We start from the raw sequence: 24,593 nt of genomic DNA on the forward strand, positions 1-24,593 counted from the left end.
TGGAGCACCTCATTTTATATAATTTAAAGAAATAATGCTTTTCCCTAAAAGTTCAATTGAATAGAATCAAGCGCGTTCTCTTCTTCCTCATTGCTGCCGCTCAATCCGATATGTTCAATTAGAATGCTTGGCTGTTCCAAAATCGCCGATAGAATGTGTAAGTAGTCGTTTGATAAAACCTCGATTCTGCTTTTCTTAAACAGTTTTTTCGAATATTCAAACAGTCCGTGATAGTTGTCTTGGTCCGCCTGAATCGACAAGGTCAAATCGAATTTGGCAACCGGATGATGAAATGAATACGGCTTGAGTTGAAGAGAATCAAAAGTCAATTCAGCATGATCGAGATTTTGCAGCACAAACATCGTATCGAATAAAGGATTGCGGCTTGAATCTTTTGGAAGATGCAGATGCTGAATTAATTCTTCCAACGGATAGTCTTGATTTTTATAAGCGTTCAGCATGTTTTCTTTTACTTCGTTTAAGTAGGCATCAAATGTTTTACGGCCCGCCGGGTGATTGCGAATGACTAACGTATTGACGAACATTCCCACGACCGGCTCTACATCCAAATGAGTCCGCCCGGCAGATGGCGTTCCTACGATAATATCTTCTTGTCCGCTGTACTTGGATAAAAGAATCGTATAGGCCGCCAATAAAATCATATACAGTGTTGCTCCTGTGTCTTCTTCCATTTGGCTTAAACACTGTTTCAAGTGTTCGGGTATAAGAAATTCAAATGATTCGCCTTCGTAATCGCGTATGGCAGGTCTCTCATAATCCGCAGGCATATCCAGTACAGGAATATCACCGTGAAACTGATCCAGCCAATACGCTTCCTGGCTCTTGATGTTCCGTTTCTGAATGTCCGATTGCTGCCAAACTGCAAAGTCTTTATATTGAATAGAGAGCGGGTCCGGTTCGTTCCCCTCGTAGATTCGGCTTAAATCTTTCATCAGAATATTGACGGACACGCCGTCAGAAATGATATGATGCATATCAACCACAAGCACGTGCCGCGCAGGTTCAATTTCAATCAGTCCGGCCCGCATCAGCGGCGGTTTGGCTAAGTCAAACGCTTTGATGAAATCAAGCACACGGTCTTCCGCTTCTTCTTCGCTTGCTTGAATCCGTTCTATCGTAAAGTCGACGTTCTGATGAATACGCTGTGCCGGCTCGCCTTCATATAAATCAAAGCTGGTCCGCAACGCTTCATGACGCGCGATTAATTTTCGGAAAGCGGCGTTTAACCGTTCGGGATCGATCGTCCCTTCCACATTCATGGCACCCGTCATATTGTAAGTCAGCTCGCCGCCTTCTGTGTGACTTAACAAATACATACGCCTCTGAGCTGAAGAAACCGGATAATATGGCATTTCCTTTGCAGCCGGAATCGGTACATATCGGTTTTTGTCCATGTGTAACGCCTTGTCAGCCAATTGTTCAATGGTAGGAAACTTGAATATGTCTTTGAGAGACAGATTCACATCCAGCTCTTTGTGAATTCTGGCGGCTAAGGCAGCCGCTCGGATGGAGTTGCCTCCGAGATCAAAGAAATTATGTTTGATCCCCGCATGGCTTATTCCGAGCACTTCCTTCCATAAATCAGTCAGTTTGGACTCCGTCTCATTACCCGGCGGAACATATTCAGCTGTCTGCTGCAGACTCGCTTCTGGTGCAGGCAGTGCCTTACGGTTTATTTTCCCGTTGGACGTTAACGGCATATGCTCCAGATGGACAAAATAGGTCGGAACCATGTAGTCCGGAAGCTCCGATGACAATTGTTTCCTAAGCTGCGCAGCCGCTATAGGCTTGTCGCTTACGTAATACGCGCATAATTGTTTTAAGCCGTCTTCTTCTTCTTTCACTGTAACCGCGGCTTTTTGCACCGCTTCCGCGTTATGCATTGCTGCTTCAATTTCACCAAGCTCGATTCGGTGTCCCCTGATTTTGACTTGTTCATCAATGCGCCCGATATATACAAGATTTCCGTCCTTCAACCGCTTAGCCAAATCCCCTGATTTGTACATCTTCGCTCCCGGGACATACGGGTTTTCAACAAATTTCTCTGCCGTTAAATCCGGACGGTTCCAATACCCTCTGGCAACACCCGGTCCGCTGATATATATTTCGCCGATTACCCCGATCGGAACCAGATTTCTGCTTGCATCGGCCACATAAATATCCGTGTTGGCAGCCGGAGTGCCGATCGGTACAAATTCCCGCTTGTCCCGTTCTGCGTCGAAGTGATAAATCATACATCCGACGACAGCTTCCGTCGGTCCGTATTCATTGAAAATGTCCAGCCGGCCTTTAAACTGCTCGCTGACACTTTTGGCCAGACGGGTGCTTAAATTTTCTCCGCCGACAATCATTTTCCGTATTGCGGTGCCGCCAGCGATATTCATCTCCTTGATGACGTGCAGATGTGCCGGGGTCAACTTGATCATGTCTATTCTTGAGTCCCGCATAATCTCAGAAAGCACAGCGCTTTTGTCTTCGCCGTCAAAGACAATGATGGTATTTCCCGTAACCAGCGGCGTAAATATCGAGGTCACAGTCAGATCGAAAGAGATGGAAGAGTATAATGGGAAGTTGGTTTTCTCACCTCTTACATAGACCTCTTTCGCCCACCAAATATAATCAGCCAGTCCCTGATGCTCAATGAGGACACCTTTTGGATTTCCCGTGGAACCTGACGTATAGATCATGTAGGCCAAATCATGCGCATCGCTGTCCGATTCAAGATTCGAGTGATCCTCATGGTATGAGTTTTCCTCATCCAAAAGCACAACGTCACCATCATACGGTAATTGATCCAGCAGGCTGCGCTGTGTCAACACAACCTCCGCCCTTGAATCTCTCAGCATATATTGGATCCGATCTTCCGGATATTCAGGATCAATAGGCACGTATGCGCCGCCTGATTTCAGAACAGCCAAAATACCAACAATCAACTCGATGCGATGCGGAGAGATGATGGCAACGAATTGATCCGCTTGTACGCCTTTTGTCCGTAACATCCGCGCCAATCGGTTCGCCCGTTCATTGAGCTGTCTGTACGTATACCGCTCATTGCCAAAAATAACGGCTGCATGATCGGGACTCTGTTCCGCCTGCATTTCAAACCATCGGGTTACTGTTTCGTTATGCGGATACGGCGTCTTTGTGCCGTTACACTCCGTCAGCAGTTGATGCCGTTCGGTTTCAGACAGCATAGGAACGGAAGACAATGTCATCTCCGGCTGCTCAACAAGACTGTTTAAAATGCCGGTATAGTGTCTGGTGATCTGTTCAATGGTGTCTTTTGTGAATCGTCCCGGTTTATAATCAAAATGCATCTCTATCTGTTGACCGGCATCTTCGATCGTGAGCATCAAATCATACAAAGAGACCCCTGGATTTCGTTCTTTCACTTTAAATGTACATTCATTGTGCCGGATTTCATGAAATTCAATGTTTTGAAACACAAACATCGTGTTAAACAGAGACTGTCCGGTTGTTTCCCGCTGCACATTTAATTTCTCCACAAGCCGGTCGAATGGATAGTCTTGGTTTTCGAAAGCGTCAAGCGTCTGCCGCTTTACTTCTTCCAGATAATCCGTAAACGTTCTATTGGCGTGCGGCTTCGTCCGGATTCCGATGGTTTGTATGAAAATACCGATGATTTTTTCGATATCCGGATGATTTCTTCCTGAAGCAGGCGTGCCTACGACAATGTCTTCTTGTCCGGTATATTTATGAAGCAGCACATTATAGGCGGCCAGGAGCACTGTATAGAGAGTGGTTTCCGCCTTTTGCGCCAAATCTTGAAGCGAACGGATGACATCCGGCTGTAAGGAGCATGTTACTCGCTGTCCCTCAGAAGACCGTTCTGCCGCTTTTGAACCGTCTGTCGGCAGGTTAAGGATGGGAATTTCGTCTTGAAATTGTTCCAGCCAATATGTCTCCTGCCGCTTCATGGCATCCTCATTCAGCCGTTGGTTTTGCCATTCTGCGAAATCTTTATATTCAAATTCAATGTCCGGTAATGGTTTCTGATGATATAAAGCCAGCAATTCATTTGTAAGGATGTTGACGGAATAACCATCCGAAATGATATGATGCATATCGATGAGCAGTTCGGCCTGCTCGTTTTCAATCTTGATCAGCTCCGCACGAACTAACGGAGCTTGGTCCAGGCGGAACGGTTTTACAAACCGGTCTGAATAGGCATCAAATTCGTCCCGGCTCATTGTCCGGACATGAACGTTAAAATCAACTTCGTTTTCAAGTTTCTGAACGATATCGCCATCTATAATGTCGAAATACGTGCGAAACGCTTCGTGCCGCTGCATCACTTGTTGAAGAGACGAGATCAGGGCTTGCTCATCGTACTTCCCTGTTATTGATATTTGGCCGAACATATTTTGCGCCAGCTGATCCGGTTCCAGTTGGTGCAGGAAATATACTCTTTGCTGCGCCGGCGATGTCGGGTAATACGCTTTTTTCTCGGCAGCCTTCATCGGGAGGTGCACGACTTTTGTTTCGTTCTGAATGAAATGTGCTAATTCCTTAACAGTCTGGTGATTGAAAAATTGTCCGATGGAAACCTTTTGATGAAATGTCTTCTGAATTTTGGAAAGCATAAGCGTCGCCTGGAGCGAGTTTCCTCCCAGAGCCAGAAAGCGATCTGATCTGCCGACCCGTTCAAGGCCGAAAAGTTCCTCCCAAATCCGCGCCAGCTGCCGTTCCGTTTCATTTATCGGCGCCTCGTAGGCTTCAGTGAAATTTGCTGTATTGCTTCCTATTGAAGAGACCCGCTTCTGGTGTTCGGCATACAGTTTTTGTAAATCGTGCTGTTCTTCATCGGAAAACATCATCATGGCGTCAAGAGGGATTGAATCCCCCTCAACCATTTTTTGCAGCAAATTTGTAAAACCCGCTCCCCACTTTTTCATGATTTCCGGACTGATGACGTTCGTATTAAAGTCGAAATCAAGAACATATTCTTGATGCGCGTCTGTTATGTTAAGAAATAAATCGTACAGGGTGCATTTTACCGGGTATGCAACGGGCTCCGCTTCCGCCTTTCCGAAATGCAGCTTTCGAAAAGGCCTGTCTAAATTAAAGATAATACGCATATCCGGCACTTGATCGTGCGGAAGCTCTCTGGCCACCAGTGTCATCGGGACGGCTTGGTGCCGCATTGCAAGATTCACGCTTTCTTTCATACTGCCAAGATAACCGGTTAAAGTGCTTTCTGAAGTAGACGTGTTCTTCACCGGAATCATATTGACGCAATTTCCAATCAGATCATGCTGTTTTATATGCGATTGACCTGCTGCGGGGATCCCGATCACAAGGCCTGACTGTTTGGTAAGCCGGTGCAGAAAAAGATGAAATGCACCCAGCATTGTCACAAATACGCTATTTTTCATCTGAATGCTTAATGACCTTAAAGCCTCGCTCAATGGCCGTCCAAGCCTGACGGTACACCGGTCTCCCTCATACCCGTTCGGATAACGGACAGAACCTGTGCTCGGCAGAATTGGCTGCTGTATCGGTTCAGAGAAATGACACCGCCAATAACGGACCCCTTCTTCATAATGGCCGCTGTCAATCTGTGCCTGCTGCCAGTCTAAGTATTGGCGAAACGAAACATCTGCCTCTTTCGGTGAAATCGGCTTTCCTTGTACAATTGCCGCGTAGTTGCTCTCCAGTTCTTGAACAAATACGGCGATTGACCATCCATCGGCAATGATATGATGGAACGTGAGCACAATCAGATGTTCATTGTGAGCCGATGTAAGCACATGGATTCTAAACAAAGGCTTTTGTTCATGGAAATGGAACGGCCGCTTGGCATCTTCTGTCAGCCATTTTTGAATTTCCGACTCCCGATGTTCATGCGGGTGAACGGTAAAATCAATGACTGGTATTTCTATATTCATCCGTTTCTGCACTTGCTGTACCTCGTCATCGGGATGAATCACCGTACGTAAAGCTTCATGACGGCCAACGATATGCCGGACGGCTTGTTTTAATGGTGTATGCTGCAGTTCGCCCTCCACTTTCAGCATAATGGACTGGTTTAAAGCGGCGGACGCTTCATTCCCGTAATGGGATGCCATAACCAACTGCTTTTGTTCAGGTGAAAGCTCGCGCGTCCCGGACTTTTTACGGCCTCCGCCATCAGGGGAGTCCGGGCCTTCCGGAATAAATCCGCCTCGGCGAAGATCCTCCACCGTGTCTTTCACCGCTTGAATAATCTTTTCGATATCATCAGCGGTATGCGCCGCAGACAAGAAGCAGTTGCGTCCTTCCCACACATAGACACCTTTATAGTTGAGATGGTAAAAGAACAAGTCATTATCAAGCGATGAGACAAACCGGAATAAAGAACCGAATCGAACCATGCGGATAGGCACTTGCGCTTGTTCGAAGCAGCGATTCAGCTCATCCACCAAGTAGGCTGTTTTTTGATTAAGCTGCTCATACAGATGTTCTCCCTCGGTTTGTAAATGACGAAGCACGGCTAATGACATTCTCATGGTAAGCGGATGAGTATTGAAGGTTCCGGCCACAAACGTGCGTTTCGCCTCGTCTTGCGGGTAGGAATCATCCCCATACTGCCAGGTGCCCCCGTCGATCGCATTCATGAACTCAGCTTTTCCGGCAACTACCCCTAACGGCTGTCCGCCGCCGATGATTTTTCCGTAGGTCACTAAATCAGCCTGAATGCCGAACCATTCCTGTGCGCCGCCGAGACCGATCCGAAATCCGGTAATAATTTCATCCATAATCAGAGCTGTTCCGGATTGCTGCGTGATCGCCCGCAATTCTTTCAAAAATGCCCGCGGCTGCAAATCCGGTCTGCGGCTTTGTACCGGTTCCACCAGTACGGCTGCCAATTCATCACCAAGACTGCGGATCACGTCCAGCGAATCGGGATTGTTGTAATGTAAAATAATCAAATCATCCATAAAGCTCTGCGGTATACCCGGAGCCAGCGGGTTCGCAGACGCAGCTCCGCCTTTTGTGCCGGCAACCCCTAATACGCCGTCAAACGTGCCGTGATAAGACCCCGAGAACGCCACGACTTTCTTTCTTCCTGTTGCCGCCCGCGCCAAACGCAGGGCAACCATGACGGCCTCTGTTCCGGAATTATAGAAAGCGACCCTTTCTACCCCGGTACATGTGCGGATCCGGTCGGCAACTTCACCGGCGACATCTGACATCGGTCCGAGCGGAGGCAATGAAGAACGGGCTGAATCATCGATAACCTGTGTAATAAAGGAAGGATGATGCCCGAAAAGGTTAACCCCGAATCCCATGGTGACATCGATATATTCATTTCCGTCAATATCCCACATTTTAGAACCGTCAGAACGTTCGGCGATAATCGGGTATACGATTTCCTTCCAATATGAACGGAAGCTGGACAAGTTGCGGTTGTTTGCATGAGCAAATCGGGTGTTGTCCGTATATTGTTTGGAACCTTTCGTTTTATCTGCGTATTTCTTGATGAAATCTTCTAAGTATTGTTTTTGCCGTGCGGTATAGTGTCCCTGTTCATGCAGGTTCTGAGGCTGGAAAGGAACATAGGGTTTCGCTTCTTGAGCCGCTTTCTTTTCTGCAGTGACGGCCGGAGGCCCCTGCTGGACAGAAGGAATTGATCTCTCTTGCGCTTTAGCGTATTCTTTCTCATCGGAATGATGTCCGCTGTTTCTCAACAAATTAAAGCTATTTAATTGAGCTTGCAAGGTATCCTGAATTAATTGATTCTGAGAAGCGATTATTTTTTCGAGCATATGCTCTTGATGACCTTCTCTGCGATCCGATTCAGACTGTGCTTCTGAAATGACCTGCATTTCCTGCGCCGGAACATTCTCTTGAGGCGGAGCGGATGCAAAGGACGTTGGAACGGTCTCAGCCAAGTAATCTATGACACTTTGAAGGTTGTTCATCGTATCAAAAAAACGATCCATCGGGATGTCTGCCCCAAATTCGTCCGCGATGGCTTTTTTGACCTGTGACAGCATGATAGAATCCATTCCGAGTCCGATAAAATGAGCATTCAGATCGAGTTCCTCCGCTCTGATCCCCGAAGTATTGCTGATTACAGTTTTCAGGAAGGATTCAATATGCGACTTCGATTGATTGATATTCAATGCCGCTTCTCCTCTCTTTTCGTCCTCGTTTAAGCGCAATTGGTCAGCTTCAGCCCAGCATCGGCTCCGTTCAAACGGATACAAGGGCAATGGCGTCTTTTGTACAGTTTCACCTGAATAAAGCGCGCGCCAATCGATAACGGCTCCTTGCACAAATAATTCGGCGGCGCGATGCAGCCATGTGATCCGTTCATCTTGCGTACGTAAACGCTGCTTAATCAGTGCGGCTGCTTGTTTATTCAGCTCTTCTTTATGAGCGGGCAGCATTTCCTTCATATTCTTGTAGCCGATGTATACACCGGGAAGGTTTCTGTCTCCCTGAATCAGGCGGGTCAGCTTATCCGATAGTTCTTGTTTACCGGATACAATCATGGCAATGCCATGATCCAAATGAGCCCTGCCCGTACTGGCTGTATAGCAAATGGACTTTAATGAAGCTTGGCTGTCATCCGATACATATTGCCGGTACTGCTGTGCGAGTTCATAGAGTGATTTTTCAGTATGAGCGGATAAAACAAATAGGTGCGGCCCATGTTCATCCTCGGGCGCATACTCACTTTGAGAAATATATTCTTCCAATACCACATGAGCGTTCGTTCCGCTAAAGCCAAATGAGCTGACTCCGCCTCGCAGCGGCTCATCACCGGATGGGAACGCTGCAGCTTCCTGGTTTACGTAAAATGGTGAAGAGTGAAAATGAATGAGCGGATTAGGTTCATTAAAGTGCACTAACGGCGGATTTTTCTTGTGATTCAGCATGAGGACAGATTTGATCAGCCCGACGATGCCTGCCGCTTCAAACAAATGACCGATGTTCGATTTAACAGAACCAATCGCACAAAATTGTTTTTTTGCCGTATACTTTTCAAACGCTTTACAAAGCCCGTTAAATTCAACCGGATCGCCGAGCTTCGTTCCGGTGCCATGCGCTTCGATGAAAGACAGTGTTTCAGGGGCAATGCCCGCGTCTTTCCAGGCCGTCTCAATGACCTCAGTCTGAGCTGCCGGATTCGGTGCTGTAATCCCGGCGGTTGTTCCGTCTTGATTCAACGCGCTTCCCTTGATTACGCCGTAAATATGGTCTCCGTTGCGAACAGCATCCTGCAGAGGTTTCAGCAGGACTGCGGCCGCGCCTTCACCTGTGCCAGTACCGTCTGAATCTTTGCTGAACGTTTTCGTGTACCCGTCCGAAGATTCCATATCAAGTCCGATACAGATCGGCAAGAGCGATGTCCGGATACCGCCGGCAAGAGCCATTTCACAATCGCCGGATATTAAAGATTTACATGCCATATGAACGGCGGCAAGCGATGAGGAGCACGCCGTATCGACTGTGACCGCCGGCCCTTTTAAATTTAAGAAATAAGCGATTCGGCTGGCTAACACGGAAGGGAGATTGCCCACGATATATTGATGAAGCTCCTCCGGATAATTCGCAGAAAGGAGACGTTCATAATCGTAGCCCACCTTCGAGTACCCTGCATATACCCCGACACGGCTCCCGTTCATGCTGCCGCCGGCATAGCCCGCATCTTCAATCGCATGCCATGCAGACTGCAAAAACAGTCTTTGGTTAGGGTCCATAAACTGAGCCGTTTTAGGAGCTAAACCGAAGAACGAGTAATCAAAGCGGTCGATTTCATCTAAATAGCCGCCCTTCACAAACTGATTCTCATTGATTTCGCTTTGGATGGACTTTAAATAATCCGCCGCATCTTTCAGCCGGGATGCAGGGTATTCTCGAATGCTGTGCTCACCTTTTTCAAGCAGATTCCAAAAATCATTTTTAGTTGATGCTCCAGGGACATTGAGCGACATCCCGATAATGGCGATATCTTTCGGTGTCACATGGCTTGGTTTCGCTGCCACGTCCTGCTTGATTTCAGCCCGGCTTTCAGACAGATACGCCGCTAAATCAGTGATAGAAGGATACGTAAAGAGATCTGAAACGGCAAGCTCGCGTCCGAATTTCTGTTCTATGCGCTCGGCAATCTGCGATAACTGTAATGAATTTGCTCCCATATCAAAATAACTGTCAGCGAGGTGAACCTTTTTCCCATTGAGCACATCGGAAAAGATAGACAGTAATTCCGTTTCAATTTCATGAATGGGAGTCTGTCCGGACGTTTCCGGGCTGCTCTCCAAATATTCATTGATGGCGGCAGACTCTGTTGAAAAATTCCCTGCCTCATACTGTCTGGCAAGTTCGTAGCGTTTAACTTTTCCGCTGGTTGTTTTAGGGAGTTTTCGGATCGGAAGGACATCTTTTATGCTCCAGCCGCCCCGCTTGAGCAAATGCTTTTTTATATCTTTGACAAGCGGTGCGAATTTTTCAGGTGATTTTTTGTAAACAACAAAGAGCACGATTTCTCCGCTTTGTGTCTTTTGATCATATACACCGCATGCGGCAACCCTTCCTAAGTCAACCTCTTCCATTTCAATCGCTACCCGTTCAATATCGTGCGGGTAGATATTTTTTCCGTTCACGAAAATAATGTCCTTTTCTCTTCCGGTTACGACTAAGTTACCACTTTCACTAATGAATCCGAGGTCTCCCGTTTTTACCCAGCCGTCAGAAGTCAGCGCTTTTTCCGTACTCTCGGGGTTGTTATAATACCCTTGAGTCACATTGTCTCCTTTGATCTGGATATGGCCGATGATTCCGTCTTCTACTCTTTCATTTGCTTCATCGGAGATCCGAAGCTGACAATAGTCAATAGGTCGTCCCACTTCGACGAATGAAGCGCAATTTTGATCCTCTTTGCTGACGTTTACAGCTCTTTCACCAAGATTTAAATAGTCACGATGCAAATAAACGGGAACGAATTCTTTACCTAATTTAGAGAATGATGCGCCGACCGAAGCTTCCGCTAAACCGTAAACATTCAAAATGGCGGATCTTTTCAGATTGAATGCTGCGCATCTTTTCAAAAATTCGTCACATAGCTCCGGCAATATCGGTTCTGCACCGTTTGCGATGACCTTGATGTGGGATAAATCCCAGTCTGGTTCGTTTTTCAGAAATTTAAGGAAGTAGTTGTATCCGAAATTAGGAGAGGATAGAATACTGGCTTTATGTTCATGAGCTTTTTTCATCCAAAGGATAGGTCTGCGAATAAATAATTCTGTAGGCATCAGATTTTGATTGATTCCGGTTATGAAGGGAACAAGGTGGCAGGCGATGAGCCCCATATCATGCGTTAAAGGCATCCATGATAAGAAAGAGTCTTTCGAATGAACGGCTAGGGCATTCCCAATGGCGCACGTGTTATGTATTAAGTTGTGATGCGTTAACATGACTCCTTTTGGATCTCCTGTCGATCCTGAAGAAAATTGGATAAAGGCGAGTTCATCCGCATCAGGTTCATAAAACGAAGCGGGGTAATCGTAGGTTTGATCTTGAATGATGTCAGATTTTTCGTTTAATTGATGATGGAAATCCTGTAAATCGTGTTCTGCAGCGTATTTCTTTATTTTGTCCAATACTTTTTCAGAGGCAATCAGAAACGGGTGATTTAATATATTCCAAATGCGCCAGACCTTCAGCTTATGGTCATCATCTTCTCCGATACTGACCGGCACCGGGATCATTCCTCCTAATATACAAGCCCAAAAAGCAACGACAAATGATTTGTTTTCTTGGATTTGAAATACAATTTCCTGCTTCGGCTGAATGCCGATATGCTGTAAATAGCCAAGATACCCTTGCGCCTCTTCAAACAATTGGCGATAAGAGACAACCGTCTCGTTTTTATCGGATTCGATAAAACGGATCCCGCGGTCAGAGATATTGCTTCTTTCCCGAATGACATCTACTAAGGTTTGGAATTGACTGGTATACATAGGTCCCCTCCTGGGCGCTTTATTTTAAAATCCGCAATTCTTCCCAATCCGGAAGCTGTTTAGCCTCGCAAATTAATTTGCATAAATGGATCGAATGTTCGAGCTCTTGTTCTGAGAGCTCATTTTCATGTCTTTCCATTCTCTCTTTCAGCTCTTGGATTTGCGTAAATAATGCCGTCGTCATATTGGAATAAGCCGCTGAATCCTTGTTGTAATTTCGCGCAATGACGGATTGAATCATCAATTTATTCAGTTGTTTTTTGCGTAAACGGACAATATGTTTCTTTCTTTCTGCTGAATTGGAAAGCAAGTGAACATCAGATGTCTGTCCTAAGGGATAAGGTACAATGTGATTCGTTGTTTTTCTCAGCAGACCGGCTAAGACATTGTTCGGACCCATTTCGATGACTTCTGTGACTCCGTGTAAAAGCAAGTAATGCATCGATTCCGTCCATCTTACCGGCATCGTCATGTGCTGCTCGAGATGTTCGCTGATTGAATTTCCGCTGCTGTAAGGGCGTGCGGTGACATTTGAAATGATCGGCCATGCGGCATCCCGGAAGGAATACCGGTGTAATACAGTCTGGAATTGTTCAGATGCTGATCGTATCAGCGAACTGTGAAAAGGCGCACTGACATTCAAATAAGTGTATGCCGCTCCCTTTTCCTCCGCCATCTTGATGACACGTTCCACAGCTTGCCGGTGTCCGGAAATCACATGCTGCTGTTCTGAATTCATGCAGGCTACTCCTGCCGGAAAGTCTTCCGTCGACACTTTCGAACATATTTCCTGCAACGTTTGAAGAGAGAGGTGAGTCACGGCGGCCATCGTCCCCTGCTGCTGAGGATCCGCATTCTGCATAAGAATTCCCCGCTGCCTTACAAGTGTAACGGCATCCTGAAAAGAAAGGGCGCCGGCACAGACAAGCGCTGAATATTCGCCTAAGCTATGGCCTGCCAGGAGGCGGGGCTTCACCCCTATTTCCTGCATATACACTTGAAAAGCAATAACACTGACCGTTAAAATAGCGGGCTGCGCGTTCATTGTCTTTGTCAATTCATTCATATCTCCGTTAAAACACAGTTTTTTTACATCCAAGGAGATCGCATCGCTCGCTTCTTCAAACAATCTCTTTGCGAGCACAAAATCATTCCAAAATTGTTTGCCCATTCCTACAAATTGAGACCCTTGTCCAGGAAATAAAAAGGCAAGATTGTTCATGAGATTCCTCCGATCATATTGAACAGAAATACAATATCCTACAAATTATCCCTTTATCTAACATCCTAGCATGATTATAACAAATGTGTATAGAATACTTTCGGAGGAGTTATTGTTCGATTTTACAAACGAATTAGATATATTTATTCATAAAATAAAACATGGGGTTTCACCGAAAATCAGTCTTAAAGAGAGATGATGAAAAGCCGGAGTGGAGCCTGTTACCGGCTCTTCATCACTTAGGTCGCGCTCTTCATGTTTCATATGTTTTAGGGCTATTGGCATTATTGTGTCAGAAATTACATATTTTATGTTTATTGTAAAAATTCATTTGTATATCTGTGAAGGATTGTAAACTGATGGCGCTTGATTATAAATGCGGCGCAGAAATGGATCTGGATGAGAAAAATCTGCAAGGACAAAATACGCCGCAGAACATGTGAATGACCCAGCCCGGATACCGGTTGGGCAGTAAATCGGCCTATTGAGTGAACAAGTTTTTCAGGCATAAAAAAACAGCCGTTCAGAGCGGCTGTTTTTAAAAAAATATAAGAACTATTGAGCGGTATACCCGCCATCCATGACTACGGCCTGACCTGTAACCCCTTTTGCTTTGTCGCTGGCCAAAAATACAGCGTAATCAGCGATTTCCTTCACTGACAGCAGCCGTTTTTGGGGAACGAGCGGAAAGATGACGTCCTCAAGCACCCGCTCGTACGGTACATTCCTTGTTGCGGAAATGTCCTTTAACTGATTGCGGACAAGCTGAGTGTCCACATATCCCGGACAAAGCGCATTGACGGTAATGCCGTCAGCCGCGCCTTCAAGTGCGCCGACTTTCGTTAAACCGATGACGCCGTGCTTGGCGCTGTTATATGCCGCTTTCCCGTGAAAACCGATCAGCCCGTTGACAGACGCCATATTAATGATTCGCCCGAATTGCTGTTTTTTCATAATGGGGAATGTATGCTTCATTGCGATAAATGGCGCAGTCAGCATGACACGAATGAGCCGTTCAAACTGTTCGGTGGGAAATTCCTCGATGGGCGCGACATGCTGAATGCCCGCATTATTCACAAGGATATCGAGGCGTCCGAATTGTTTCTCGACCGTCTGCAGCATGTCGGCCACTTGCTTTTCATTTGTTACATCGCATGTGATGCTGACTGCTTCACAGCCTTCTTCTTTCAGTCTTGCCGCCGCTTCTTTCCCCGCTTGTTCGTTTACATCAGAGATGATGACGGCTGCTCCTTCACGGGCGAATTCTCTTGCGATTTCAAGCCCGATTCCTCCGGCTGCTCCTGTTACAACGGCTGTTTTTTCAATAAGCAATGAATGCATGACGGCACCTCCTCATTTTGGTCTGACCCCGTTTTTTAACGACTGGCTGACAGTAAAATGACCTTCTGTTTTCTCAAAGACCTCCTCCATTGTTACACCTTCCTGCAGTTCGGTGAGCGTCATACGGCCATCATGAAAATCGAATACAGCCAAATCTGTGATCAGCCGATCGACCACCTGCCTGCCGGTTAAAGGCAGCGTACATTCCGTTCTCACTTTAGATTCCCCATATTTATTAACATGCTCCATAATGACAATAATCCGTTTTGCTCCGTGGACCAGGTCCATGGCGCCACCCATTCCTTTGATCATTTTTCCGGGGATCATCCAGTTCGCCAAATCTCCCCGTTCGGACACTTCCATCCCGCCGAGGATCGCTACATCAATGTGGCCGCCGCGAATCATGGCGAAGGATTCGGCACTGTCAAAATACGAGGCTCCCTTTACCTCGGTAATGGTTTCTTTTCCCGCATTGATCAGATCGGGATCCTCCGTTCCTTCCGCCGGATAAGGCCCGATTCCGAGCAAGCCGTTTTCAGACTGAAGCAGGACGTTATAATCATTCGGTATCTCATTGGCTACAAGCGTCGGCATCCCTATCCCCAAGTTCACATTCATTCCGTCCTTAATTTCCTTTACAGCCCGTTTGATCATTCGTTTTCTGCTATCTCTCATTCTGTCAGCCTCCTTTATCATGCTTGCCGGACGGTGCGGCGTTCAATCCGTTTTTCATGAATCCCGCCAAGCAGAACGTGCTGCACAAAAATACCCGGCGTATGAATTTGATCGGGATCAAGCTCTCCGGCATCGACGATTTCTTCAGCTTCTGCAATCGTCACTTTGCCTGCCATTGCAGCGAGCGGATTGAAATTTCTCGCCGTCTTTCTGAACATCAGGTTGCCCAGAGGATCGGCTTTCCAGGCCTTTACGATGGCGGCGTTCCCTGTAATCCCTTTCTCCAGAAGATAGGTGCGCCCGTCAAATGTCTTATGTTCTTTTCCCTCGGCTACTGATGTTCCGACGCCCGCAGGTGTATAAAACGCCGGAATGCCCGCCCCTCCCGCGCGAATTCTTTCTGCGAGCGTTCCTTGGGGCACCAATTCGACTTCCAGCTCCCCGCTTAAAAACTGCCGTTCAAAGGTTTTGTTTTCTCCGACATAGGATGCGACCATTTTTTTGATCTGCCGGTTTGCAAGCAAGAGGCCTAACCCCCAATCATCAACACCGCAGTTATTACTGACAACGGTCAAGTTTTTCACGCCGCTGTCCCTGATCGCGAGTATTAATTGTTCCGGAATGCCGCACAGGCCGAAGCCTCCTGCGATGAGGGTGTCTCCGTCCTTGATCAGTGCAGCAGCATCTTTATAAGAGTCCATCACTTTTCCTTTTCCCATATTCGTTTCCCCTTTCTGTTTTGGCTACACAAGGCCCGTCAGACTGTAAATGGCGATAATGACAAACACAGCGGCTGTTTTAATGACGGTAATGGCAAAGATATCCTTGTAGGATTGGCGGTGGGTCAACCCGGTGACCGCGAGCAGTGTAATGACGGCGCCATTATGCGGAAGAGTGTCCATCCCGCCGGAGGCCATCGAAATCACCCGGTGCATGACCTCCGGCGGGATGTGGAATGTATTGATTGCTTCTGTATACGCTGCTGACATCGTGCTTAAAGCGATGCCCATTCCTCCTGATGCCGATCCTGTAATCCCGGCAAGCGCAGTGGTCGTCACCGCTCCGTTGACGAGCGGATCAGTAAACGTCTGCGATATGCCGCTGCTGACCATTTTAAAGCCGGGAAGCGCCGCAATGATGCCGCCAAATCCGTATTCGGCTCCTGTATTCATCGACGCCAGCAAGGCACCCCCGATGCCCTCATTCAGTCCTTCTTTCAAATTGAAGAGCACTTTTTTCCAATCGAACAAAATCGTTGTCATGATTCCGATGAGCAGTGCGAGTTCTACTGACCAGATCGCAGTGACGGAGGAAAGGTCAATCTTCCCGAACGCTTTTAAACCGAGCTGCGCAAAATCAAATCCGTCAGGGTACCAATGCGGGAGCCACATCGTGAAGCATTTGTTCATGATCCCCACAAGGATAAGCGGAACAAAGGCGAGCACTTGCCGCGCGGGGCTGGGTTCTGCCTCCTGCGGTAAAACAGGCGTATGTTTTTCATTAGCCAGACTTGAGGAATCCTCTGCAGCGGAAACTTCAGATTGAAATCCAGCATAGCCTTCTCCGGCATTGGCCGCTTTTTTGCGCCGGGATTCTAAATAAATCATTCCGGCCGTAAGCACAAATGCTGCGCCAATCAGTCCGAGCCAGGGAGCGGCATAAATGTTTGTTTTAAAAAAAGCTGTCGGAATGACATTTTGAATTTGCGGTGTGCCGGGAAGCGCATCCATTGTAAAAGTAAACGCGCCCAATGCAATCGTACCGGGTATCAGACGCTTGGGAATATCAGCTTTAATAAATAGGTTTTTAGCAAACGGATAAATGGCAAACACCGCTACGAAGAGACTGACGCCGCTGTACGTTAAAATCGCACCCATTAAGACGATGGCGAGAATGGCTCTTTTTGCTCCCACAAGCCTGACGATTGTTTTTGCAATCGACTCGGCGAGCCCGGATATTTCAACAACCTTGCCAAAAACGGCCCCTAAAAGAAATACGGGAAAATACAGCTTAATAAATCCTACCATCTTCTCCATAAATATATTCGAGAAGAAAGGAAGTACGAAGCTTGGATCTGTCAGGAGCACGGCAAACAGCGCACAAATCGGGGCGAATAAAATGACTGAAAAGCCCCGGTAAGCCGCAAACATCAGCATGCCTAATGCCAATAAAATAATAACAATGTCCACAAATCCCCCTCTTTTCTGCTCAATATTAGTAAGCGCTTACAAAAATCAAGAAAATAAAGCAAAAAACATGCCGATTTTGCACCGTTTCTGAGGCTGAAAAAATGTGCATCATGGTGAATTTTCCGTTTTGGCGAAAGAAAAGGAGATTCTTGCTGTATGATATTGAATGGCTGAGCAGCGAGTTTTTTTAGGGATAGTGAGATGGATCAGAGAGGATTTTTGCTTTATAAATATGTATTCTTTTTTCTTTCATTTATTTCCTGCAAGAGGAACCGATAAAATCCGGCCCTCCTGCATGGTCATTCAGCCAAGGACAACCGGAAGCTCTTTGAGCGACCTAAAACCAATGAGCTTGCGGTATTCAAGGCGGTGTGCGGCCAGCCGAAGCTTAGGCATCCGCTCAAACAGTGTGAGAATTGCAATTTGTGCTTCGATGCGCGCTAATGAGGAGCCTATGCAAAAATGGGCGTTCTTTCCGAATGCAAGATGCGGATTCGGTTTTCTTTGGATGTCCATTTTATGAGGCTGATCGAATATGCTTGGATCGCGATTGGCTGCCCCTAAAAGGATATATACCTGCTCTCCTTTTTTTATGGTCTTCCCATTTATTTCACAGTCTTCTGAAGCGGTGCGTGCCGTCAGCTGCGCGGGGCTGTCGTAGCGCAGACATTCCTCGACAGCAGTTTCAATAAGCGAGGGGTTTTCTCTCAGTGCGCTAAGCTGTTCAGGGTGTTTCAATAAAGTAAACACACCGTTGCTCATGAGGTTTACCGTCGTCTCGTGTCCGGCTATGACAAGTAAGATACATGTCGCGAGCACTTCGTCTTTTGAAAGCTGTTCCCCCATAATAAACCTGCTGATTAAGTCTTCCTGAGGATGTGCTTTCCGCTCGTGAATCAAATCTCTGAAATATGCAGTCAGCCTGCCTGCGGTGTCGCTTGCTCTGACTAACATCTTTCTTGACCGGGTAAGATCAATGGCCTGAATGACGTCTGCCGTCCATTGTCTGAATTGATATCTCTCCTCTTTCGGCACTCCGAGTATCTCCGCAATGATGAGGCTTGCCAATGGAAAGGCAAACTCTGAAACAAGGTCTGCGTTTTTTTTGTTTTGGATTTGATCCAACAAGTCATGAACCGTTTCTTTTATACAGGGGCGAAGTGATTCCGCCGTCTTTGCGGTAAATTCTTTACCTATAAGCATCCGCATCCGCTTATGGTCTGATTGATTTTTAAATAACAGCATATCGTGCTGGATATGAGATAGATTTTGATATTTCGTTGAAGCTTCCGGAAAAGGGACGCGGTTTTTAAACCGGGTGTCTTTCAAAATCGCTGCCGCTTCTTTATACCCGGTGACATACCAGCCCGGATGTTTTAATACGGTTCCTTTATAAACAGGATCAATGGCACGCAGTTTTTCATAAAACGGGTAAGGGTCATTCCAAAAATCCGAATCCGCATGGAGGGACGGATGTGCAGTCGATAGGCCCGCCGTCATCTTATACCTCCGTATTGCAGGCGGATTGCAGGCCGGCTTTCATTTCTTCAACGGATTCGACTTCAAACCCTAAATCATGGAGCATTTGATGATCCTCTGTTTCATGCTGCCCTGCTGTCGTTAAGTAATCTCCGACGAAAATCGAATTTGCGGCGTAAAGTCCCAGCGGCTGCAGCGAACGAAGGTTGACTTCCCGGCCTCCTGAGATACGGATTTCTTTTGACGGATTGATAAAACGGAACAAGGCGAGCACTTTCAGGCAATACACCGGATGTAATTCGCTTACCCCTTCTAACGGAGTTCCGTCAATCGCATGCAGAAAATTAACCGGGATGCTGTCGGCATCAAGCGCTTTTAAGCTGTTCGCCATATCAATGACGTCCTGTTTCGTTTCTTTCATGCCGACGATGACACCCGAACAAGGCGACATCCCCGATTGTTTCGCCGTTTCCACCGTATTGACCCTGTCGTCATACGTGTGGGAAGTCGTAATGTTTGAGTGATTCCTTTGTGATGTATTGATGTTATGATTGTACCGGTCTACTCCTGCCTGTTTCAGGCGCTCTGCCTGTTCCGGCTTCAGCAGACCGAGGCATGCGCAGATTTTTAAACCGTACGTTTCTTTAATTTCTTTGACAGCATCAACAACTTGATCTACTTCTCTGTTTGACGGTCCCCGCCCGCTGGCGACGATGCAGTATGTCCCTATATTCAAGTCATGGGCGCGTTTTGCCCCCTTAAGCAATATATGCTTATCCACCATCCGATAAGACTCGATCGGCGCTTTTGATATTGAAGATTGTGAACAGTACCCGCAATTTTCCGGACACAGGCCTGATTTTGCATTCATAATCATATTCAGCTTTACTTTTTTTCCGTAAAATCGTTTTCTGATATGAAAAGCGGCATGCATCAGCAATAAAAGATCCTCATCAGGACAATTTAAAATGGCCAGCGCTTCTTGATTCGTTACTTCCGCCCCGTCCAGAACTCTCTCTGCAAGATCCATCCATTGATTCATGTTTATCTCCCCATTTGTGTCAGATTCATGAAAGAGGAAACATCTATATGTTTCTCAATCATGTGTTGAATGTTTTCCGGTGAAACGTGATCCAGCTTCGGTGTGATTCCCAAAATCGGAACTTTGCATAATGTTTCAATCATGCTCGGGTTTGTCTTCTCGTCCAGCCCCGGCCGGCTCTTTACGCCGTTGATCATAATACCGAGAACCTCTATTCCCATGTTTTTCGCATATTCAACGGTTAAATATGTGTGGTTGATGGTTCCGAGATCAGGCCTGGCGACAATCACTGCCGGTAATTCCAAGGCTTTTATCAAATCACTGACTAAGTAATTTTCACCAAGCGGAACGGAAATGCCGCCTGCCCCCTCGACGATGAAACACTCATGACGATTTTTGATCTTACTCCAGTGGGCCATGACTTCATCCATGCTCACGGATTTCCCCTCAAGCATGGCGGCCGTGTACGGCGCAAGCGGCTCTTTCCATTCAAATGGCGTGATTTCTTCATGAGACAGTGCGGTTTGTGACATGTTTTTCAACAGCGAGGTGTCACTTTCCGGATGAGTCCGCGGCACGCCGCTTAAAAACGGCTTAAACACTCCGATATCCGCCTGTTTCTGCCTGAATGCCGCGGCAAGTCCGCAAGAAACGATGGTTTTTCCGACGCCGGTATCTGTTCCTGTGACAAAAAAACTTCTCATTTGTTTATATTCAGCTCTTTTCTAATGGAATCAAATGCTTCTGTCAGCTCGTCTATGTCCTGTAAGCTGCGATCCGCCGTAACGGTCAGCCTGATTCTGCTTTCGCCTTCCGGAACGGCGGGCGGGCGGATGGCCGGGGCGCAGATTCCCTTTTTCTCAAGCAGCGCAGCGGCTGAAACCGCTGTTTTTGCATCACCGATGATAACGGGAATAATCGGTGTATCTCCGCCTCTTACAGTAAAGCCCATATCGGCCAGACGCGTTTTTATCTTTTTGACAGACGACTGCAGCTCACGGCGCGTATCGTGCATATCTGATATGAGGTCAAATGCCGTATGCGAAGCCGCACAAATTGACGGCGGGAGGGCCGTCTGAAAAATAAACGTCCGCGCCTGATTCAGCAAAAAATCAATAAAAATGTTGGATCCCGCGGCAAAACCGCCTTCCGTTCCTACAGCTTTGCTTAATGTGCCGATGACAACATCAGGACAAACACCGAAATAGTCACTGGTTCCTCCGCCGTTTTCCCCGAGTACACCGGTTGCATGCGCGTCATCTGCTATCACAAATGCCTGGTACTGCTTTGCAAGCGCCATTATTCGGTCAAGAGGCGCGATGGTGCCGTCCATGCTGAAAACGCCGTCTGTGACGATAAAGCGGCGGTTCCGAGTCTGGACGGAGGCAAGTTTTTTCTCAAGATCAGCCATATCAATATGGCGGTACACGATGGTTTCCGCTTTTGATAAACGGCAGCCGTCAACAATGCTCGCATGGTTCAGTTGATCGCTTAAAATGACATCGCCTTTTTGAGGCAGTGAGGCAAGCACGCCGATATTCGCCAAGTAACCGCTTGAAAATAATAAAGCCGCTTCCGTCTGTTTAAAGTCCGCGATTTTTTGCTCAAGTTTTTCGTGCCACACAGTATTTCCTGTCGTTAACCGTGAGCCGCCGCTTCCCGCTCCGAACCGGCTCAGCGCTGTTTGCGCGGCTGTGATCAGCCGTTCATCTTTTGACAGGCCTAAATAGTCATTGGACGCCCAGGTCTGCGGCTTTTGCCCCTTGGTTTTAAGAGCGGTTTCCTGTGTTCGCAGCGTCCGATACAGCCCGTCTCTTTTCACCGCATCGAGCCTTCCGAGGAGCCATCCGTCAAAATCCACGGCCGGTCACCTCGGCTATCGCTTCTTTCATAATGGAGATCATGGCTTGTAACTGGTCGGTTGTGCTGGCGAGCGGCGGAAGAAAGGCGATGACGTCACCGAGCGGCCGTGTCAGCATACCCAGCTCTCTCATTTTCAAGGACACCTTGTATCCCATCCGCTTTTCAGGCGGGTAAGGCTGTTTTGTCCCCTTATCCTGCACAAGCTCTATGCCGCACATCAAACCGAGCTGGCGGACATCGCCGACATGAGGAAGCAGCTTCAGATCATGAAGAAATTTCGCAGCCGTTTTTGATTTTTCGGCGACTCGTTCAACGATGCGCTCTGATTCGAATAAACGCAGATTTTCAATTGCCGCGGCACAGCCAAGCTGATTTCCTGTATAGGAATGGCCGTGGAAAAATGTTTTCATTTTGTCGTAGTCATCGTAGAAGGCTTCATAAATGGCTTCTGTGGCAAACGTCACAGCGATCGGCAAATAGCCTCCCGTAATGCCTTTCCCTGCCGCCATCAAGTCCGGCTGGACGTTTTCATGCTCACAGGCAAACATTTTTCCGGTGCGGCCGAACCCCGTCGCCACTTCGTCAACGATCATTAACACATCATATGCCGTACACAGCTTTCGTACGCCTGCCAGAAAGCCTTCAGGCATGACGATCATCCCGGATGCGCCTTGCACCATCGATTCAATCGTAAGTGCGGCAATCTCTTCGTGGTGCTTTGCAAGCAGCTGTTCGAGCGCGTGAAGGCATTCATCCCGGCACTGTACGGGGTCACCGCTTTCAGATCTGTATACATATGGAATCGGGGCTTTGTAGCTTTCAAACATCAGCGGGCCGTACACATGGTGGAAGAGTTCAATGGAGCCGACGCTGACGGCTCCGATTGTATCGCCGTGATAGCCGTTCTGCATCGAAATAAACGTCTGCTTCTTAGGTCTCCCTACGTTTTTCCAGTATTGAAAGGCCATTTTCAGAGCGATTTCCATTGCTTCCGCTCCGCTGTCGGAGTAAAAAACGCGCGTCAGCTTTTCCGGTGTGATGCCCGTCAGCATCTCGGCAAGTTCTGTTGCGGGAACGTTCGTCATACCCAGCAAAGTCGAATGAGCGATTTTTTCAAGCTGTTTTTGAATCGCTTCATCCATTTCTTTTTTGCGGTGGCCGTGTACATTGAGCCATACTGAAGAAAAGCCGTCATAATATTCTTTGCCGCTGATGTCTTTCAGCATGATCCCGTTTCCGCTTTCAATGATGAACGGATCTTCATCGTAATCTTTCATTTGTGTGAAAGGCAGCCAAAGATGCTGTTTGCTTTTTTCAATCATTGATTGTTTCATATGTTCTCCTCCCGCTGTATGAATACAGGCTGCTTCTCTAAAAAATGGATACAGCTCTCCGCATCTATGGAGCCATCAGTAAAGAAAACCCGGCATCCGCTTTCATCTCCGGCATTCTTCATCTTGGCAATCCGCTGATATCCCAGCTTCTTTGCGGCAACGTAGCCTGTTATGTAATCAGGGTCATCTGACCAGCACAATTCGGCAATAATTCCCGGATGTGCGCAAACTTTTGCCGCGATGGCATGTGCTTCCTTTATTCGTGAATTTTCCGGCATGTTGTGAGTAAAAGCCCATTTTTGAAAATCAGGTGACGGCCAATCCACTCGGGATACCCGCACACCTCTATTCCCTCTGCAGTCAATGCGTTTTCCTGCCCGGATATCAAACAGGACCGCTCCTCTTGCTTCTGCATATTCCGCAATGTTTTCGTACGCTTTCTCGATCATGTGCGGAGGAATCCCCGCCTTTTGCAGAAGCTTGCGGGCGATTGCTTGTCCTTTTTCCGGGGTGTCTGTTTGATGGAGGGCAACCGGCAAAGGGCGGATCGTTTCGATCGGTTCATGAACGCTTTCAAGCTGAATCTGCATAAAATCAGGTATCCCTCTTGAGTGTGAGAAGCCTTTATGTAATAAGCCATCTACCGCTTCCTGTAAACCGCTGTAAGTGATGAGCCGTTCTCCGCCGGAAATGTGTTTTCCGCCCTGCTCATGGGGGGCGTTTCGGGAAGCTCTCATTCTGACGCTGTAATAGGTCTCTTCCCGCATGAAATTTCCCTCCTTTCTTTTATTTCGAAATTTAATGTTAACCAAAATAATAAAAGGTTAACACTAATACAGAATATTAGTGTCTTGCACGTAATATGTCAACCTAAACTATAAAACTGTTAACTTAATGGGTTTTACAAAGCCTCATTACGTTTTCATGTTTTGTTCATATTTTAGTAATTGTTTATTCAACACTGTCCGCTAAAGTAATCCATATCAACAAACAGGACAGCGATCCGCATCTTACTTATGAAGGGAGGCCAAAACCGGATGCCGTTATGCTGAAAGAAAAAGTAAAGACAGCAGGCCGTTTTTGCACCGTGGGCGCCGGCAATACGCTGATCGATTTTGGTGTCTTCTTTCTTCTCACCGCTTGCCTTGTCCCCTATCTGCCGGCGCAGATCTGCTCCTATTCGGCAGGGATCATCAACAGCTATGTGTGGAACCGGAAGTGGACGTTTCGTGTAAAACACAAGGCTGACGGGAAAGAGATCGTGCGCTTTCTCATCGTTAATCTTGCAGCGTCGGGAATCACCTTTTTGCTGCTGTACGCGTTTCAAAAAGGCGGCTGTTCGCTTTTGGTGAGTAAGCTCGCCGCCACTATCGGCGGAATGATGATGAATTTTATCGGAAACCGAATCTGGGTATTTGGAGATTCGCTGAAAAACATACAGGATCAGGAGTGAAG

13 protein-coding genes are annotated in these 24,593 nt (G+C 47.2%); 1 reads left to right on the forward strand and 12 read right to left on the reverse strand.

What is annotated here, in order from left to right; translation table 11 throughout:
- Positions 1 to 44: 44 nt before the first annotated feature.
- The 12 genes from bamA to HAP68_RS08935 all read right to left on the reverse strand — a co-directional run bounded on the left by bamA (position 45) and on the right by HAP68_RS08935 (position 23,905).
- Positions 45 to 11,993, reverse strand: a complete 11,949-nt coding sequence (gene bamA, locus HAP68_RS08880; RefSeq protein ID WP_024085377.1) for a bacillomycin D hybrid PKS/NRPS BamA — start codon at positions 11,991 to 11,993, stop codon at positions 45 to 47.
- 19 nt (positions 11,994 to 12,012) lie between these two features.
- Positions 12,013 to 13,215: a bacillomycin D biosynthesis malonyl-CoA transacylase BamD gene (gene bamD, locus HAP68_RS08885; RefSeq protein ID WP_024085378.1), complete on the reverse strand. Its 1,203-nt coding sequence runs from the start codon at positions 13,213 to 13,215 to the stop codon at positions 12,013 to 12,015.
- A gap of 555 nt (positions 13,216 to 13,770) precedes the next feature.
- A complete protein-coding gene (locus tag HAP68_RS08890; RefSeq protein ID WP_014305097.1) occupies positions 13,771 to 14,556 on the reverse strand; it encodes a 3-hydroxybutyrate dehydrogenase in 786 nt (261 codons plus the stop codon).
- A 12-nt stretch (positions 14,557 to 14,568) separates the two neighbouring features.
- Entirely contained in the window at positions 14,569 to 15,231 is a 663-nt protein-coding gene (locus HAP68_RS08895; RefSeq protein ID WP_007410136.1) for a CoA transferase subunit B, read from the reverse strand.
- 17 nt (positions 15,232 to 15,248) lie between these two features.
- On the reverse strand, positions 15,249 to 15,950 hold the full coding sequence (locus HAP68_RS08900; protein ID WP_003153920.1) for a CoA transferase subunit A: 702 nt from the start codon (positions 15,948 to 15,950) through the stop codon (positions 15,249 to 15,251).
- 24 nt (positions 15,951 to 15,974) lie between these two features.
- Positions 15,975 to 17,420, reverse strand: coding sequence for a GntP family permease (locus HAP68_RS08905; RefSeq protein ID WP_024085379.1), 1,446 nt, complete (start codon positions 17,418 to 17,420; stop codon positions 15,975 to 15,977).
- A gap of 303 nt (positions 17,421 to 17,723) precedes the next feature.
- Positions 17,724 to 18,920 carry a cytochrome P450 gene (locus tag HAP68_RS08910; protein WP_014305101.1) on the reverse strand — a complete coding sequence of 399 codons (1,197 nt, stop codon included), beginning with the start codon at positions 18,918 to 18,920 and terminating at the stop codon, positions 17,724 to 17,726.
- A 1-nt stretch (position 18,921) separates the two neighbouring features.
- Positions 18,922 to 19,941 carry a biotin synthase BioB gene (bioB, locus tag HAP68_RS08915; protein WP_003153914.1) on the reverse strand — a complete coding sequence of 340 codons (1,020 nt, stop codon included), beginning with the start codon at positions 19,939 to 19,941 and terminating at the stop codon, positions 18,922 to 18,924.
- Positions 19,942 to 19,943: 2 nt separating this feature from the next.
- Positions 19,944 to 20,645, reverse strand: a complete 702-nt coding sequence (bioD, locus tag HAP68_RS08920; protein ID WP_024085380.1) for a dethiobiotin synthase — start codon at positions 20,643 to 20,645, stop codon at positions 19,944 to 19,946.
- On the reverse strand, positions 20,642 to 21,802 hold the full coding sequence (bioF, locus tag HAP68_RS08925; protein ID WP_024085381.1) for an 8-amino-7-oxononanoate synthase: 1,161 nt from the start codon (positions 21,800 to 21,802) through the stop codon (positions 20,642 to 20,644). Before bioF ends, bioD begins: the two co-directional genes overlap by 4 nt.
- Positions 21,792 to 23,138 (reverse strand): adenosylmethionine--8-amino-7-oxononanoate transaminase, encoded by a 1,347-nt coding sequence (gene bioA / locus HAP68_RS08930; RefSeq protein WP_024085382.1) that lies wholly within the window; start codon positions 23,136 to 23,138, stop codon positions 21,792 to 21,794. Before bioA ends, bioF begins: the two co-directional genes overlap by 11 nt.
- Positions 23,135 to 23,905 carry a 6-carboxyhexanoate--CoA ligase gene (locus HAP68_RS08935; protein WP_015388156.1) on the reverse strand — a complete coding sequence of 257 codons (771 nt, stop codon included), beginning with the start codon at positions 23,903 to 23,905 and terminating at the stop codon, positions 23,135 to 23,137. Before HAP68_RS08935 ends, bioA begins: the two co-directional genes overlap by 4 nt.
- Before the next feature lie 278 nt (positions 23,906 to 24,183).
- Here HAP68_RS08935 and HAP68_RS08940 point away from each other — a divergent pair, with 278 nt between their 5' ends.
- Complete coding sequence (locus HAP68_RS08940) at positions 24,184 to 24,591, forward strand: GtrA family protein (RefSeq protein ID WP_024085383.1); 408 nt, start codon at positions 24,184 to 24,186, stop codon at positions 24,589 to 24,591.
- The last annotated feature ends 2 nt before the right edge of the window (positions 24,592 to 24,593 follow it).

Source organism: Bacillus sp. Bvel1, assembly GCF_014872755.1.
In the GTDB taxonomy this organism is placed as follows: domain Bacteria; phylum Bacillota; class Bacilli; order Bacillales; family Bacillaceae; genus Bacillus; species Bacillus velezensis.